The 12,374-nt window shown below is 58.2% G+C and carries 20 protein-coding genes; 19 read left to right on the top strand and 1 reads right to left on the bottom strand.

From position 1 onward, the window contains the following. Nucleotides 1-32 precede the first annotated feature (32 nt). From rplM to OZX71_RS06890, 4 genes are all read left to right on the top strand, one after another. Nucleotides 33-482 (top strand): 50S ribosomal protein L13, encoded by a 450-nt coding sequence (rplM, locus tag OZX71_RS06905; protein ID WP_277146276.1) that lies wholly within the window; start codon nucleotides 33-35, stop codon nucleotides 480-482. Between the two features lie 21 nt (nucleotides 483-503). After that, nucleotides 504-995, top strand: a complete 492-nt coding sequence (rpsI, locus tag OZX71_RS06900; RefSeq protein WP_277146277.1) for a 30S ribosomal protein S9 — start codon at nucleotides 504-506, stop codon at nucleotides 993-995. Nucleotides 996-1,432: 437 nt separating this feature from the next. Continuing rightward, complete coding sequence (locus OZX71_RS06895) at nucleotides 1,433-2,437, top strand: zinc-dependent alcohol dehydrogenase family protein (RefSeq protein ID WP_277159790.1); 1,005 nt, start codon at nucleotides 1,433-1,435, stop codon at nucleotides 2,435-2,437. Nucleotides 2,438-2,579: 142 nt separating this feature from the next. Next, nucleotides 2,580-2,978 (top strand): VOC family protein, encoded by a 399-nt coding sequence (locus OZX71_RS06890; protein ID WP_277147553.1) that lies wholly within the window; start codon nucleotides 2,580-2,582, stop codon nucleotides 2,976-2,978. A 233-nt stretch (nucleotides 2,979-3,211) separates the two neighbouring features. Here the strand turns inward: OZX71_RS06890 and OZX71_RS06885 are convergent, their stop codons facing one another. Continuing rightward, the gene (locus tag OZX71_RS06885) at nucleotides 3,212-4,342 is read right to left on the bottom strand and encodes an ROK family transcriptional regulator (RefSeq protein WP_277159789.1); all 1,131 of its coding nucleotides are present in this window, start codon (nucleotides 4,340-4,342) and stop codon (nucleotides 3,212-3,214) included. Nucleotides 4,343-4,595: 253 nt separating this feature from the next. Between OZX71_RS06885 and OZX71_RS06880 the strand changes: the two genes are divergently transcribed. From OZX71_RS06880 to rplE, 15 genes are all read left to right on the top strand, one after another. Then, nucleotides 4,596-5,552: a glycosyltransferase family A protein gene (locus OZX71_RS06880; protein ID WP_277159788.1), complete on the top strand. Its 957-nt coding sequence runs from the start codon at nucleotides 4,596-4,598 to the stop codon at nucleotides 5,550-5,552. A 210-nt stretch (nucleotides 5,553-5,762) separates the two neighbouring features. Next, nucleotides 5,763-6,071: a 30S ribosomal protein S10 gene (rpsJ, locus tag OZX71_RS06875; RefSeq protein ID WP_003808013.1), complete on the top strand. Its 309-nt coding sequence runs from the start codon at nucleotides 5,763-5,765 to the stop codon at nucleotides 6,069-6,071. A gap of 13 nt (nucleotides 6,072-6,084) precedes the next feature. Next, nucleotides 6,085-6,738, top strand: a complete 654-nt coding sequence (rplC, locus tag OZX71_RS06870; RefSeq protein WP_277146281.1) for a 50S ribosomal protein L3 — start codon at nucleotides 6,085-6,087, stop codon at nucleotides 6,736-6,738. A gap of 6 nt (nucleotides 6,739-6,744) precedes the next feature. Then, a complete protein-coding gene (gene rplD / locus OZX71_RS06865; protein WP_277146282.1) occupies nucleotides 6,745-7,404 on the top strand; it encodes a 50S ribosomal protein L4 in 660 nt (219 codons plus the stop codon). A 5-nt stretch (nucleotides 7,405-7,409) separates the two neighbouring features. Continuing rightward, a complete protein-coding gene (gene rplW, locus OZX71_RS06860; protein ID WP_277146283.1) occupies nucleotides 7,410-7,706 on the top strand; it encodes a 50S ribosomal protein L23 in 297 nt (98 codons plus the stop codon). Nucleotides 7,707-7,741: 35 nt separating this feature from the next. Continuing rightward, nucleotides 7,742-8,572, top strand: coding sequence for a 50S ribosomal protein L2 (gene rplB / locus OZX71_RS06855; protein WP_277146284.1), 831 nt, complete (start codon nucleotides 7,742-7,744; stop codon nucleotides 8,570-8,572). 14 nt (nucleotides 8,573-8,586) lie between these two features. Next, entirely contained in the window at nucleotides 8,587-8,865 is a 279-nt protein-coding gene (rpsS, locus tag OZX71_RS06850; RefSeq protein ID WP_091847714.1) for a 30S ribosomal protein S19, read from the top strand. 15 nt (nucleotides 8,866-8,880) lie between these two features. Beyond that, entirely contained in the window at nucleotides 8,881-9,240 is a 360-nt protein-coding gene (gene rplV / locus OZX71_RS06845; RefSeq protein WP_277146285.1) for a 50S ribosomal protein L22, read from the top strand. A gap of 2 nt (nucleotides 9,241-9,242) precedes the next feature. Further along, nucleotides 9,243-10,076: a 30S ribosomal protein S3 gene (gene rpsC, locus OZX71_RS06840; protein ID WP_277146286.1), complete on the top strand. Its 834-nt coding sequence runs from the start codon at nucleotides 9,243-9,245 to the stop codon at nucleotides 10,074-10,076. Nucleotides 10,077-10,082: 6 nt separating this feature from the next. Further along, nucleotides 10,083-10,502 (top strand): 50S ribosomal protein L16, encoded by a 420-nt coding sequence (gene rplP / locus OZX71_RS06835; protein ID WP_277146287.1) that lies wholly within the window; start codon nucleotides 10,083-10,085, stop codon nucleotides 10,500-10,502. Then, nucleotides 10,502-10,759, top strand: coding sequence for a 50S ribosomal protein L29 (rpmC, locus tag OZX71_RS06830; protein ID WP_277146288.1), 258 nt, complete (start codon nucleotides 10,502-10,504; stop codon nucleotides 10,757-10,759). The genes rplP and rpmC overlap by 1 nt, the downstream gene beginning before the upstream one ends. Before the next feature lie 2 nt (nucleotides 10,760-10,761). Further along, on the top strand, nucleotides 10,762-11,028 hold the full coding sequence (gene rpsQ / locus OZX71_RS06825) for a 30S ribosomal protein S17 (protein ID WP_277143842.1): 267 nt from the start codon (nucleotides 10,762-10,764) through the stop codon (nucleotides 11,026-11,028). 71 nt (nucleotides 11,029-11,099) lie between these two features. Continuing rightward, nucleotides 11,100-11,468: a 50S ribosomal protein L14 gene (gene rplN / locus OZX71_RS06820; RefSeq protein ID WP_091847708.1), complete on the top strand. Its 369-nt coding sequence runs from the start codon at nucleotides 11,100-11,102 to the stop codon at nucleotides 11,466-11,468. A 1-nt stretch (nucleotide 11,469) separates the two neighbouring features. Continuing rightward, nucleotides 11,470-11,805: a 50S ribosomal protein L24 gene (rplX, locus tag OZX71_RS06815; protein WP_277146289.1), complete on the top strand. Its 336-nt coding sequence runs from the start codon at nucleotides 11,470-11,472 to the stop codon at nucleotides 11,803-11,805. Further along, a complete protein-coding gene (gene rplE, locus OZX71_RS06810) occupies nucleotides 11,802-12,374 on the top strand; it encodes a 50S ribosomal protein L5 (protein WP_277146290.1) in 573 nt (190 codons plus the stop codon). Before rplX ends, rplE begins: the two co-directional genes overlap by 4 nt.

Below are 12,374 nucleotides of genomic sequence, written 5' to 3'. Positions count from 1 at the left end.
CCGGGAACACAATATAAAGAAAAGGTACACTCGTGAAAACTTTCACACCGAAGCCAGCTGATCTGACTCACGACTGGTACATCATTGACGCCACCGACGTGGTGCTGGGTAAGCTTGCGACCAGGGCAGCGCTTTTGCTGCGCGGCAAGAACAAGCCGACCTTCGCTCCCAACGCCGATCTTGGCGATCACGTGATCATCATCAACGCCGAAAAGATCGCGTTGACTGGCAAGAAGATGGACAAGGTGCTCTATGCGCACTCCGGTCGTCCCGGCGGCCTTCGTGCCGACAGCTACGCCGATCTCTTGAAGCACAATCCTGAGCGCATCATCCGCGAAGCAGTCAAGGGCATGATGCCGAAGAACCGTCTGTCCAAGGTCGAGCTCGATCGTCTCCACGTTTTCGCTGGTCCCGATCACCCGCACACCCCGCAGAAGCCCCAGCCGATTGAGATCGCTGCGGTTTCGCAGCAGGCCAAGTGAACCGAGAGGAGATAACGAATCATGGCTGAAGAAACCAATAACTCCGCGGCTCAAGAGACCGAAGAGGAACTTACATCATTCACCACTGAAACCAACGCCGGTGCTGGCACCGGTGCTTCCACGATTGCCCCGGGCTACGGCACGGGTCGTCGTAAGGAAGCCATCGCCCGCGTGCGCTTGGTTCCCGGGTCCGGCAAGTGGACCATCAACGGCCGCACCCTGGAGGAGTTCTTCCCCTCCCGTCTGCAGCAGCGTGAGGTCAACTCCCCGATCGTTCTGCTGAAGCTTGAGAACAAGTTCGATGTCATCGTCCTCGTCGAGGGCGGCGGCATCACCGGTCAGGCCGGCGCCATCCGCCTCGGCGTTGCCCGTGCGTTGAACGCCATCGACCGCGACGCCAACCGCGCCGCGTTGAAGAAGGCCGGCTTCCTCACCCGCGACGCCCGCGTCGTGGAGCGCAAGAAGGCAGGTCTGCACAAGGCACGTCGCGCGCCTCAGTTCTCGAAGCGTTGATTTTCGCTTTCAAGCTGTTACGAAATCCCTCCCAGCCGATTGGTTGCGGAGGGATTTCCTGTATTCGGACGATTCTTTGCTGGTCCCGTCGCATATGACGTCCGTCGGAAAAGTGTACATGCGATGAAAATCAGCTTTCTGGATACATTTTCTTGATTTTCATCGCATGCTCAATCGGACATGCGAGCAAAATCAATATTCAGTGTTGATTTTGTTGATTCTGCTCGCACTGATACGAGAGCGGACATATAACGTGGATAGCCCAATAGGTAACAGACCGCAAAACTTTTAGAAAGTCGATTTGCATAACTTATTTTCAAGAGCTATAGTGACTTTGTTGCGGCGCCAAGCCGATGTCGACTTTCGTTGAGAATCAACGCAGAACTCAGCGGCGGGCGGGTGCAAATCAAGCAGTAAAACATGCGAAAGGAACAGCCATGAAGGCGCTTGTATTAACCGGTGTGAAGCAATTCGAGATCGAGGATCGGCCGACTCCCGCGCTCAAGGCGGGCGAGGTGCTGATTAATACCGCGTATGCGGGCGTATGCGGCACCGACCACGATCTGTATGCCGGACGCCCGGGTTCAGCTTCCGCCGTACCGCCGATTGTGCTGGGGCACGAGAATTCCGGTGTGGTCGAGGCCATTGGCGAAGGTGTTACCAACGTGAAGCCGGGAGACCGTGTGGCCGTCGACCCGAACATCTACTGCGGCCAGTGCGAATACTGCCTGACCCAGCGCCCTGAGCTCTGCGATTCGCTGAGCGCTGTCGGCGTCACGCGCGACGGCGGCCTCGAAGAGCAGTTCACCGCTCCCGCGACGGTGGTCTACAAGTTGCCGGATGCCGTCAGTCTCAAGGACGCGGCGACCATCGAGCCGATTTCCTGCGCGGTGCACGGCGTTGATCTGCTCGACATCCATCCCTATCAGAAGGCGCTGGTGATCGGCGACGGCTTCATGGGCCAGCTGTTCGTCCAGATCCTGCAGGCCTACGGTATCCATCAGGTCGATTTCGCCGGCCTGTTCGACGAAAAGCTCGAGCTCAATCAGCGGCTCTTCAACGTCAAGAACATCTTCAACACCAACAAGGTCGCGATTCCCGAGAACGAATATGACATCGTCATCGAGGCCGTCGGTCTTCCGCAGACGCAGCATAGCGCGGTTCTGGCCACCAAGAAGGGCGCTCAGGTGCTCATGTTCGGCGTCGGAGCGCAAGAGGCGAGCTTCGAGATGAACACGTATGACATCTACAAGAAGCAGCTGACCATCCAGGGCTCCTTCATCAACCCGCTGACTTTCAAGGACGCCATCAGCCTGCTGGAAAGCGGCAAGGTCGACGTCGACCCGCTGATCAGCCACGAATTCAAGCTCGAAGATGTGCAGGACTTCCTCGACGGCAAGATCGAGGGCGTTTCCAAGGCCGTGGTCAAGGTCGGCAAGTAGATAATTTCGAGCCGCGTGTCTTTCCTTCGCTGACACGAGTCGTCCGAAGGGGATACAGGTTTTCGGAAGGTCGTCAATAGGGTTGCCGCCAGCCGCATAAAACGACCTCCGCTACAGTACATAAAGCATTACAAAGGAGTTCATTATGAAGCCAATGTCTGATTTCACCACAGATTTCCAGCATTCCGGCATGCCCGCCAAGGACTTGGACGAGACCATCGAGTTCTATACCAAGAAGCTCGGTTTCGAGCTCGCCGGTCTCTTCCCGAACGGCAAGAACCGTTGCGCCTTCCTGCGTTACGGCCACCTGACCATCGAGACTTGGGAAGGCGACCCGGTGGCGATGAAGGACGGCGCCATCAACCACTGGGCGTTGGATACCCCGGATATCGAGGCCGCGTTCGAAAACGCCAAGGCGCTCGGACTTGAGCTCAAAGACAAGGAGATCCAGTCCATTCCGACGTTCTGGGACAACGGCATCCGCTTCTTCAACGTCTACGGCCCGAACCGCGAGACCATCGAGTTCTGCCAGATCGTCTGAGTCTAACTGACTGCTTAATGCACAAGCATGCGAGGAAAATCAGTGAAATCCGTTTGAAATCCTGATTTTCCTCGCATTTTTGTTTCCTTTACAGAGATAATCACAGAAATCAGCGTAAAAGTGTGATTATCTCTGTATGAAGGGCCGGAGTGCAGAAGCAATCACGAAACGGCTCACTCGCCCGATGCATAGATGATGGAGCCGGCGGCTGTAAAGCAGGGGGGGGAGAACCGTTATCTGCAGATTGCCTCTACATATGGGGCGATATAGTGCAGCGCGGCCCCCACGATTTCCTGATTCTGCCCGCAGATGCTCTTGCGGATCTCGTAGGTATCCGATTGGAAGGTGTTGAGCCTGTCGCATTTGGCCTTGAGCCGTTCGAAATCCTGCGTTTCAAGATATTGCGTCACGGTGCCGCCGATGATGATGTCGCAGGCGAGGACGTTGCGCACGTTGTTGATGGTCTGCGCGAGATAGCCCAGCCACGTCTCGAAGCGTCGGCAGGTTTCCTCGTCTCCGGAGCGGACGTGTTCGAAGAATTCGTCAAGGTGTTCTTTGCCGCGCGAAGTCAGGAATTCCGTGGAGCAGTAAGGGTCCATGCACCCCTTGTTGCCGCAGTAGCAGGGCAGGCCGTCGGGCACGAGCGTCATATGCTCGATGGTGCCGTTGCGCCGGTTCGGGCCGAGGCTGATCGATCCGTCGACGATGACGGCGCCGCCTGGCCGTTGACCCAGATACAGGCATATTGCGTCTTGCAAAGTTTTATCAAACCATAATTCAGCCGACGCCGAAGCCATGGAGTCGTGGATCAGTGCGCACCTGAGTCCCGTCGCCGTCTCGAGCGCTTTGACCTGAAGACCGGTGTTGTTCATGATGTTGCCGTAGATGACTTCGCTGCCGTCCTCGGAGATAAGCCCTTTGATGGCGAATGCCGCGCCCAGTACGTGCGATCCTCGGCCTTCGAGGTCGGCGGCGAACCGCGATATTTTCCCTCCGAGATCTGCGATGAATCGTGGGGCGGCGCTAAACGTGGCGTCATGGCGTTCTTCGGCGATGACATTGCCTTTGAGGTCTACCGCGCAAAGCGTGACTTGGTCGCTCGTCGTTCCCACGCCGATTGCGCAACGTGTCTGAGGCTTGAAAACGTAGGTGCGCGCCCTGCGCCCGCCCGTGGAATCCAGGGTCTCGCCTTTGGCGATCAGCCCGTTGCGTTCAAGGCTTTGCAGGTTCTGGCTGATGGTGGGCAGGCTCAGCCCCAGCGTTTGCTGCAGGTTCTGCTTGGTCACGCCGCTATGCGTATAGATATGCGCCGTAACCGCGTGCAGGTTCTGCGTTTTGATCGAAGCTGTGGTTGCTTTCGGCATGGCCGCCTCCCGTATGTATCTTACATTTGGCAAAGAAATTGGCAAAAGTGGATGGAGGCGGTACCGGTAGCAAACATGCGGCGTGCGTCGTTGCGTGAACCCCTGCGTCAACGGCATACTCCATGATCTCAGACGATATTCGCGTTATTGCCGAGTGAATGGGAGGGACAGGTTGGCCAGTGCCGGAAAGCAAATTTATGAAGTCGGGCGAATAAGGTGGGAGCGCATGCACACGAATACGTAGAATAGATATATGAACGATACGGCGAACGACGTGACGGTGGTGATCACCTGCTTCAATCAGGCGGGCTCGATCCAGCAGAGTGTCGAATCCGCCTGTGCCCAGACGTGCCCGTCGGCCCGTGTCATCGTGGTCGATGACGCTTCGGATGACGAGGAAACGCAGAAGACGTTGGCCGTATTGGCTCATAGGCCCGCGCTCGAAGTCGTGCATCGGGCCCGCAACGGAGGCCCGAGCGCCGCCCGCAACACCGGTATCAAACGGGTTTCTACGCCGTTGGTAGTGGTGCTTGACGGCGATGACTGCTTCGAACCGGAGTATATCGAGGCGACGCGGACCGAGCTGATGGCGGACGAGCGAGTATTCGCGGCCTCGTCGTGGATGCGCACGTTCGGAGTGCTGGGCGCCACGGTGAGGCCCAGCGGTGGAGAGGTAGAGAAGTTCCTGTGCCGTAATGCCGCACCGGCGACCTGCATGTTCCGTGTCTCGGCTTTGCGGCGAAGCGGCGGCTACGACGAAAGCATGCGCAAGGGGTTCGAGGATTGGGATTGCTACCTGTCGTTGTTTGAGACGTTGGCGCAAGACGAACGACCCAGCCGCGTCGCGATGGTTGAAAAACCGCTGATCCGTTATCGTACGGCCCCCGCTTCTTCGAATATCGTGAGCATGAATTCGCGTTTGGAATTGCTGCGTTACCTGATCGGCAAGCACCGTGATTTGTATCAGGAGCATCTTGAAGAGGCGATTTTAGGCTTTGAGAAAACAGGTATCCATCGTTTGTCATTATTCGAAGCAACGGTGAAAAGCAACCCGGAACTGATCGAGCATTGCGAGGATGTGAAAGGATTCATGGCATCCCCGTCCTTTGGCGATGGAGGAATGGCTGCGGCGGTCAGAATCGAAAGTCAGTTCACGGCTGAAAGCCGCGCAAAAACGGGCAATATCGCCGACACGCCCGAATTTTTCTAGTAGCCCCCCGATGCTTTAATAGAACAGTTGCCTGTTTTGGGCTCGCAAATTGTAAGAAAAAGAGCGAGTGCAGCCCGGTGCCGTCCTCTCGAAGGCGCTGTAGTGCTGCACACTGATGTGGTTAGGCCACGGGATTTCCCGGGGGTCGTACGCGCCGGTGTCCCTGAATAGGTTGGTAATGTCAACAATCGCTAGAAAGGGCGGACGGCAATGGCGGGACAGAAAATCCGCATCAGGCTTAAGTCCTATGACCATGAGGTCATCGACCAATCGGCGAAGAAAATCGTCGAAACGGTCACGAACGCGGGTGCCACTGTGGTGGGCCCGGTTCCTCTGCCTACTGAGAAGAACGTCTTTGTGGTAATTCGTTCTCCTCATAAATACAAGGATTCTCGCGAGCATTTCGAGATGCGCACTCATAAGCGCCTCATCGACATCGTGGACCCGACCCCCAAGGCCGTGGATTCATTGATGCACATCGATTTGCCTGCGGATGTCAATATCGAGATCAAGCTGTAAGGAGGGGAGAAGCATGTCGTTGCAGAAAGCAAATCGTTCTGCGCTGCTGGGCCGCAAGCTCGGTATGTCGCAGGTTTGGGACGAGCAGGGTTTCTTCGTTCCCGTGACGCTCGTTGATGTGTCCACGAACGTGGTCACTTGCGTCAAGACCGAAGAGAGCGACGGCTACAAGGCCGTTCAGCTCGGCTACGGCCAGATTGATCCCACCAAGGTGACCAAGCCCATGGCTGGTCATTTCGCGAAGGCGGGCGTTACCCCGCGTCGTCATCTGGTCGAGGTCCGTACGGACAACGTCGACGAGTTCAAGCCCGGTCAGGAACTGACCGCCGACTTGTTCGCCGATGGTTCGGAAGTGGACGTCACCGGTACGACCAAGGGCAAGGGCTTCGCCGGAACCATCAAGCGTTGGGGCTTCAAGTCCTATCGTCGTACTCACGGCTCTCACAAGAACGAACGCCGCCCCGGCTCAGTCGGTGCATGCGCGACTCCGAGCCGTATCCTGAAGGGCAAGCGTATGGCCGGTCGTATGGGCCATGTCACTTCCACCGTGCAGAACCTTGAGGTCGTTTCCTCCGACGTGGAGAACGGCGTCATCGCCATCAAGGGCGCTCTTCCAGGGCCCAAGGGTGGCATCGTCCTGCTTCGTTCGGCTGTGAAGGGAGCCTGATAAATCATGGCAAAAGTAACACTCAATGTCACCGACGCCAAGGGCAAGTCCGCCGGCACCGTCGAAGCGCCGGTCGAGATCTTCGGCATCTCCAATGAAGAGGTCGAGGCTCACGTTCCGCTGATTCATCAGGTTGTCATCGCTCAGCTCGCCGCTGCTCGTCAGGGCACGCACGCGGTCAAGAGCCGTGGCGACGTCTCCGGCGGCGGCAAGAAGCCGTGGAAGCAGAAGGGCACCGGTCGCGCTCGTCAGGGCTCGATCCGCGCTCCTCAGTGGGTCCATGGTGGTATCGCTCACGGCCCGGTGCCGCGCGATTACTCCCAGCGCACTCCCAAGAAGATGAAGGCCGGCGCACTGCGCTATGTGCTTTCCAACCGTGCGAACGCCGGTCACGTCGCTGTTGTCGACTTTGGTATCAAGGACACTCCGTCCACCAAGGCCGCCATCGCCGCGCTGACCCCGGTAAGCCAAAACGAGTTCACCACTGTCGTGCTTTCGCGTGACAACGTCAACGAGTGGCTTTCCGTTCGCAACATCCCGACGGTGCATGTGCTCTTCGCAGATCAGCTCAACACCTACGATGTGGTTACCGCTCAGTATGTCGTCTTCAGCAAAGAGGGCTTTGATGCCTTCGTCGCTGCCAAGACTGAGCCCAAGGAGGCCTGAACGATATGGTAGCTATTCACAACCCAGCCCATGATGTCATCATCAAGCCGGTAGTCTCCGAAAAGAGCTATGCCGCCGGTGACCGTGGTCAGTACACTTTCGTGGTCGCTCCTGATGCCAACAAGGTTCAGATCAAGCAGGCCATCGAAAAAATCTTCAATGTCAAGGTGACGAACGTCAATACCCTCAACCGCGCCGGCAAGCGCCAGCGCACCCGCACCGGTTTTGGTCGCCGCGTCAATGAAAAGCGCGCGATCGTGACTGTTGCCGAGGGCCAGTCGATCGACATCTTCGGCAACTGAAGCAATAGCCGAAAAAGTCAAAGGAAGAACTCATTATGGCTATCCGCGTTTATAAGCCGACGACTCCGGGCCGTCGTGGTGCGTCTGTGTCGGATTTCTCCGACCTCACGCGCTCCACGCCTGAGAAGTCGCTGGTACGCAAACTCAACAGTACTGGCGGTCGTAACTCATACGGCCGTGTGACCTCGCGCCATCGCGGCGGCGGCCACAAGCGTCAGTATCGTCTCATCGATTTCAAGAGGTGGGACAAGGACGGCGTTCCCGCGCGTGTTGCTGAGATCGAATATGATCCGAACCGTTCCGCCCGTATCGCCCTCCTGCATTATGCAGATGGCGAGAAGCGCTATATCGTAGCGCCCAAGGGCATCAAGCAGGGTGACGTCATCGAGACCGGCGAGAATGCCGATATCAAGCCTGGCAACAATCTGCCGCTGCGCAACATCCCGACCGGTACGATCGTCCACGCTATCGAGCTCCGCCCCTTGGGCGGCGCCAAGATCGCGCGTTCCGCTGGTGCAGGCGTTCAGCTCGTCGCCAAGGACGGTGCTTACGCCCAGCTGCGTATGCCGTCCGGAGAAATCCGCAACGTCGACGCCCGCTGCCGCGCCACCATCGGTGAGGTCGGCAATTCCGATCATGCCAACGTGCAGCTCGGCAAGGCCGGTCGCGCTCGTTGGATGGGTCGTCGCCCGATCACCCGTGGTGAGTCCATGAACCCGGTCGACCACCCGCATGGTGGTACCACTCGCGGTGGCAAGCCGCCTGTGTCGCCGTGGGGCAAGGGCGAAGTTCGTACTCGCCGTCCGAAGAAGGCTTCGAACAAGATGATTGTTCGTCGTCGTCCCAATGGCAAGAACCGTAAGTAAGGAGCGTCGAATAGATGTCACGTAGCATCAAGAAGGGCCCCTTCGTCGACGCCCATTTACAGAAGAAAGTCGACGAACAGAACGAGAAGGGCACGAAGAACGTCATCAAGACGTGGTCGCGCCGTTCGATGATCACTCCGGACTTCATCGGTCACACCTTCGCTGTGCATGATGGTCGCAAGCATGTTCCGGTCTTCGTGACCGAGTCCATGGTGGGCCACAAGCTCGGTGAATTCGCACCGACGAAGACGTTCCGTGGTCATGTTCATGACGACAAAAAAGCTCGTCGCTAAAGGAAGAGAAAGATTATGGAAGCTAAAGCAATCGCACGTCACGTCCGTGTGACGCCGCGCAAGGCTCGCCGCATGGTCGACCTCATCCGAGGCAAAAAAGTGAGCGAAGCCGTCACCATTCTGAAATTCGCACCGCAGGATGCCTCCGAGCCAGTGCTCAAGGTTCTGCGCAGCGCCACTGCGAACGCACGCGTCAAGGCCGATAAGGCCGGCGAGGCGTTCCGTGAGAACGATATGTATGTGAAAGAGACCTATGTGGACGAAGGCGTGACGCTCAAGCGTTTCCGCGCTCGTGCACAGGGCCGCGCCGGACGCATCAACAAGCGCACCAGCCACATCACCGTCGTTGTCGCCAGCAAGGAAGGAGCCCGCTAAAGATGGGTCAGAAGATCAATCCGTTAGGCTACCGCCTGGGTATCACTGAAGACCACCGTTCCAAGTGGTTCTCCGATTCCAACAAGCCTGGTGAGCGTTACAGCGACTTCGTCCTCGAGGACGACAAGATTCGCAAGGCCATGAACAAGGACCTCGAGCGTGCGGGCGTGTCCCGTATCGTCATCGAGCGTACCCGTGACCGCGTGCGTGTGGACATCCACACCGCTCGTCCGGGCATTGTCATCGGTCGTCGCGGAGCCGAAGCCGAGCGCGTTCGCGCCAAGCTCGAGAAGATCACGGGCAAGCAGGTTCAGCTCAACATCTTCGAGGTCAAGAACGCCTCTATCGACGCCCAGCTTGTCGCTCAGTCCATCGCCGAGCAGCTGACCAACCGTGTCACGTTCCGTCGTGCCATGCGCAAGGCTCAGCAGGACGCGATGCGCGCTGGCGCCAAGGGTATCCGCATCAAGCTCTCCGGCCGCCTTGGAGGCGCCGAGATGAGCCGTTCCGAGTTCTATCGTGAGGGTCGCGTTCCGCTGCAGACCCTTCGCGCTCTCATTGATTACGGCTTCTTCGAAGCCCGTACGACCTATGGCCGTATCGGCGTGAAGGTCTGGATCTATAAGGGCGACATGACTGAACGTCAGTTCGATGAGCAGCAGGCCCAGCAGGATAACAACCGTGGACGCCGTGGCGGCGATCGTCGCCCGCGCCGTGGTTCTCGTCCGTCCGGCGCTCGTGGTTCCAAGCCAGAAGCCAAGGCCCCGCAGGCCGCGGCCCCGGCCGCCGAGCCCGCAGCAGCCGCAGCGCCTGCCGCCTCGGAAGCAAAGGAGTGAGCAGATATGCTTATCCCAAAGAGGACTAAGTACCGTAAACAGCAGCGTCCGAAGCGTCGCGGCATGTCCAAGGGCGGCAACGAGATCGCGTTCGGCGATTATGGCATTCAGGCTTTGGCCCCTGCCTATATCTCCAACCGTCAGATCGAGGCTGCTCGTATCGCCATGACCCGCTACATCAAGCGTGGCGGTCGTGTGTGGATCACGATCTTCCCTGATCGTCCTTTGACCAAGCACGCGCTCGGAAGCCGAATGGGTTCCGGCAAGGGCACCCCGGAGTCCTGGATCGCCAACGTGCATCCCGGACGCGTGATGTTCGAAATCGGTGGCGTCGAGGAAGCGACCGCGAAGGAAGCCCTTCGCCGTGCTATCGACAAGCTGCCGATGAAGTGCCGCATTATCGCACGTGAAGGCGGTGATCTCTGATGGCAGTCGGAACAGCAGACTACAGCATCAAGAATCTCAACGAGAAGACCAATGACGAAATCGAGGGCTTCCTCAAGAAGTCCAAGGAAGAGCTCTTCAACCTGCGCTTCCAGAACGCCACTGGTCAGCTTGACAACTCCGCTAGGCTCAAGGCCGTGAAGCACGACATCGCCAGGATGTACACCGTCCTGCGCGAGCGTGAACTCGGCATCAGCGAAGAGCCTGAGTCGGGCGACACGAAGACTGAGGAGAAGTAAGCATGGCTGAAAAGCAAGAGCGCAACTTCCGTAAGACTCGTAGCGGTTACGTCGTGTCCGACGCAATGGACAAGACCATCACCGTCGAGCTCGAGCAGCGTTCGACCCACCCGCTCTACGGCAAGGTCGTTCGTTCCACTCGTAAGGTCAAGGTTCATGACGAGCACAATGACGCCCACAACGGCGACTTCGTGCGTATCATGGAGACTCGGCCTTTGAGCAAGACCAAGCGTTGGCGTCTCGACTCCATCGTCGAACGCGCCAAGTAATAAGTTCGGCAAGGCTCCGCTGCTCACCTTCACGGGTGGCAGGGGAGAACCAGCGCGGCTAAGGAGAATCAATGATTCAGCAGGAAACGCGGCTTCATGTCGCCGACAACACGGGTGCCAAGGAGATCTTGGCCATCCGAGTGCTCGGCGGATCGAAGCGACGCTATGCCGGCATCGGCGACGTCATCGTCGCCTCCGTCAAGGACGCGATCCCTGGCGGGTCGGTCAAGAAGGGCGACGTGGTCAAGGCCGTTGTCGTCCGCACAGTAAAAGAGCATCGTCGTAAAGACGGCTCATACATCAAGTTCGACGAGAACGCTGCGGTTATTCTTGGCTCCGGCCATGAGCCCAAGGGCACTCGTATCTTCGGACCGGTCGGCCGTGAACTGCGCGACAAGCGCTTCATGAAGATCGTGTCCCTCGCCCCGGAGGTGATCTGAGATGGTAGCCAAGATCAAGACCGGCGATCAGGTCAAGGTCATCCGCGGCAAGGATCGCGGCAAAGAGGGCAAGGTCAGCAAGGTACTGCCCAACGATCGTCTGATCGTCGAGGGTGTGCAGATCGTCAAGAAGCATGTGCGCGCCACCCAGCAGGGTCAGCAGTCCGGCATCGTCTCCGTTGAGGCCCCGATTCATCGCTCCAATGTGATGGTCATCGACCCGGAGACCAAGGAACCGACCCGCGTGGGCGTCAAGGTGGAGACCAAGGCCGTTGACGGCAAGGTCAAGACCGTGCGTACCCGCATCGCCAAGAAATCAGGAAAGGAGCTGGCATGAGCGATACAACAGTCGAAGCGCCGGCAACACCGCGCCTGAAGCAGCAGTATATCGATAAGATCGTGCCTGAGCTCGAGAAGGAATTCAAGTATTCCAACCCGATGCAGGTCGCCAAGGTCAAGAAGGTCGTCGTCTCCATGGGCGTCGGCGCTGCGGCCCGCGACTCCAAGCTCATCGAAGGCGCCGTCAAGGACCTCACCGCCATCACCGGCCAGAAGCCGAAGATCACCAAGGCCAAGAAGTCCGTCGCACAGTTCCATCTGCGTGAAGGTCAGGCCATCGGTGCATACGTGACGCTTCGCGGCGACCGCATGTGGGAGTTCCTCGACCGGCTGCTCGTTCTGGCTCTGCCGCGTATCCGCGATTTCCGCGGTATCAGCGATCGTCAATTCGATGGCCAAGGCAACTACAACTTCGGTCTCACCGAGCAGTCCATGTTCCACGAGATCGATCCTGACGCGATCGATCATCAGCGTGGTATGGATATCACCGTGGTGACCAGCACCAAGGATGACAAGGAAGCTCGGGCTCTGCTCAAGCACCTTGGCTTCCCCTTCAAGGAGAACTGA

Origin of the sequence: Bifidobacterium sp. ESL0764 (assembly GCF_029395515.1) — a bacterium.
Taxonomy (GTDB): domain Bacteria; phylum Actinomycetota; class Actinomycetes; order Actinomycetales; family Bifidobacteriaceae; genus Bifidobacterium.
This window is presented reverse-complemented; position numbering and strand designations above follow the sequence as displayed.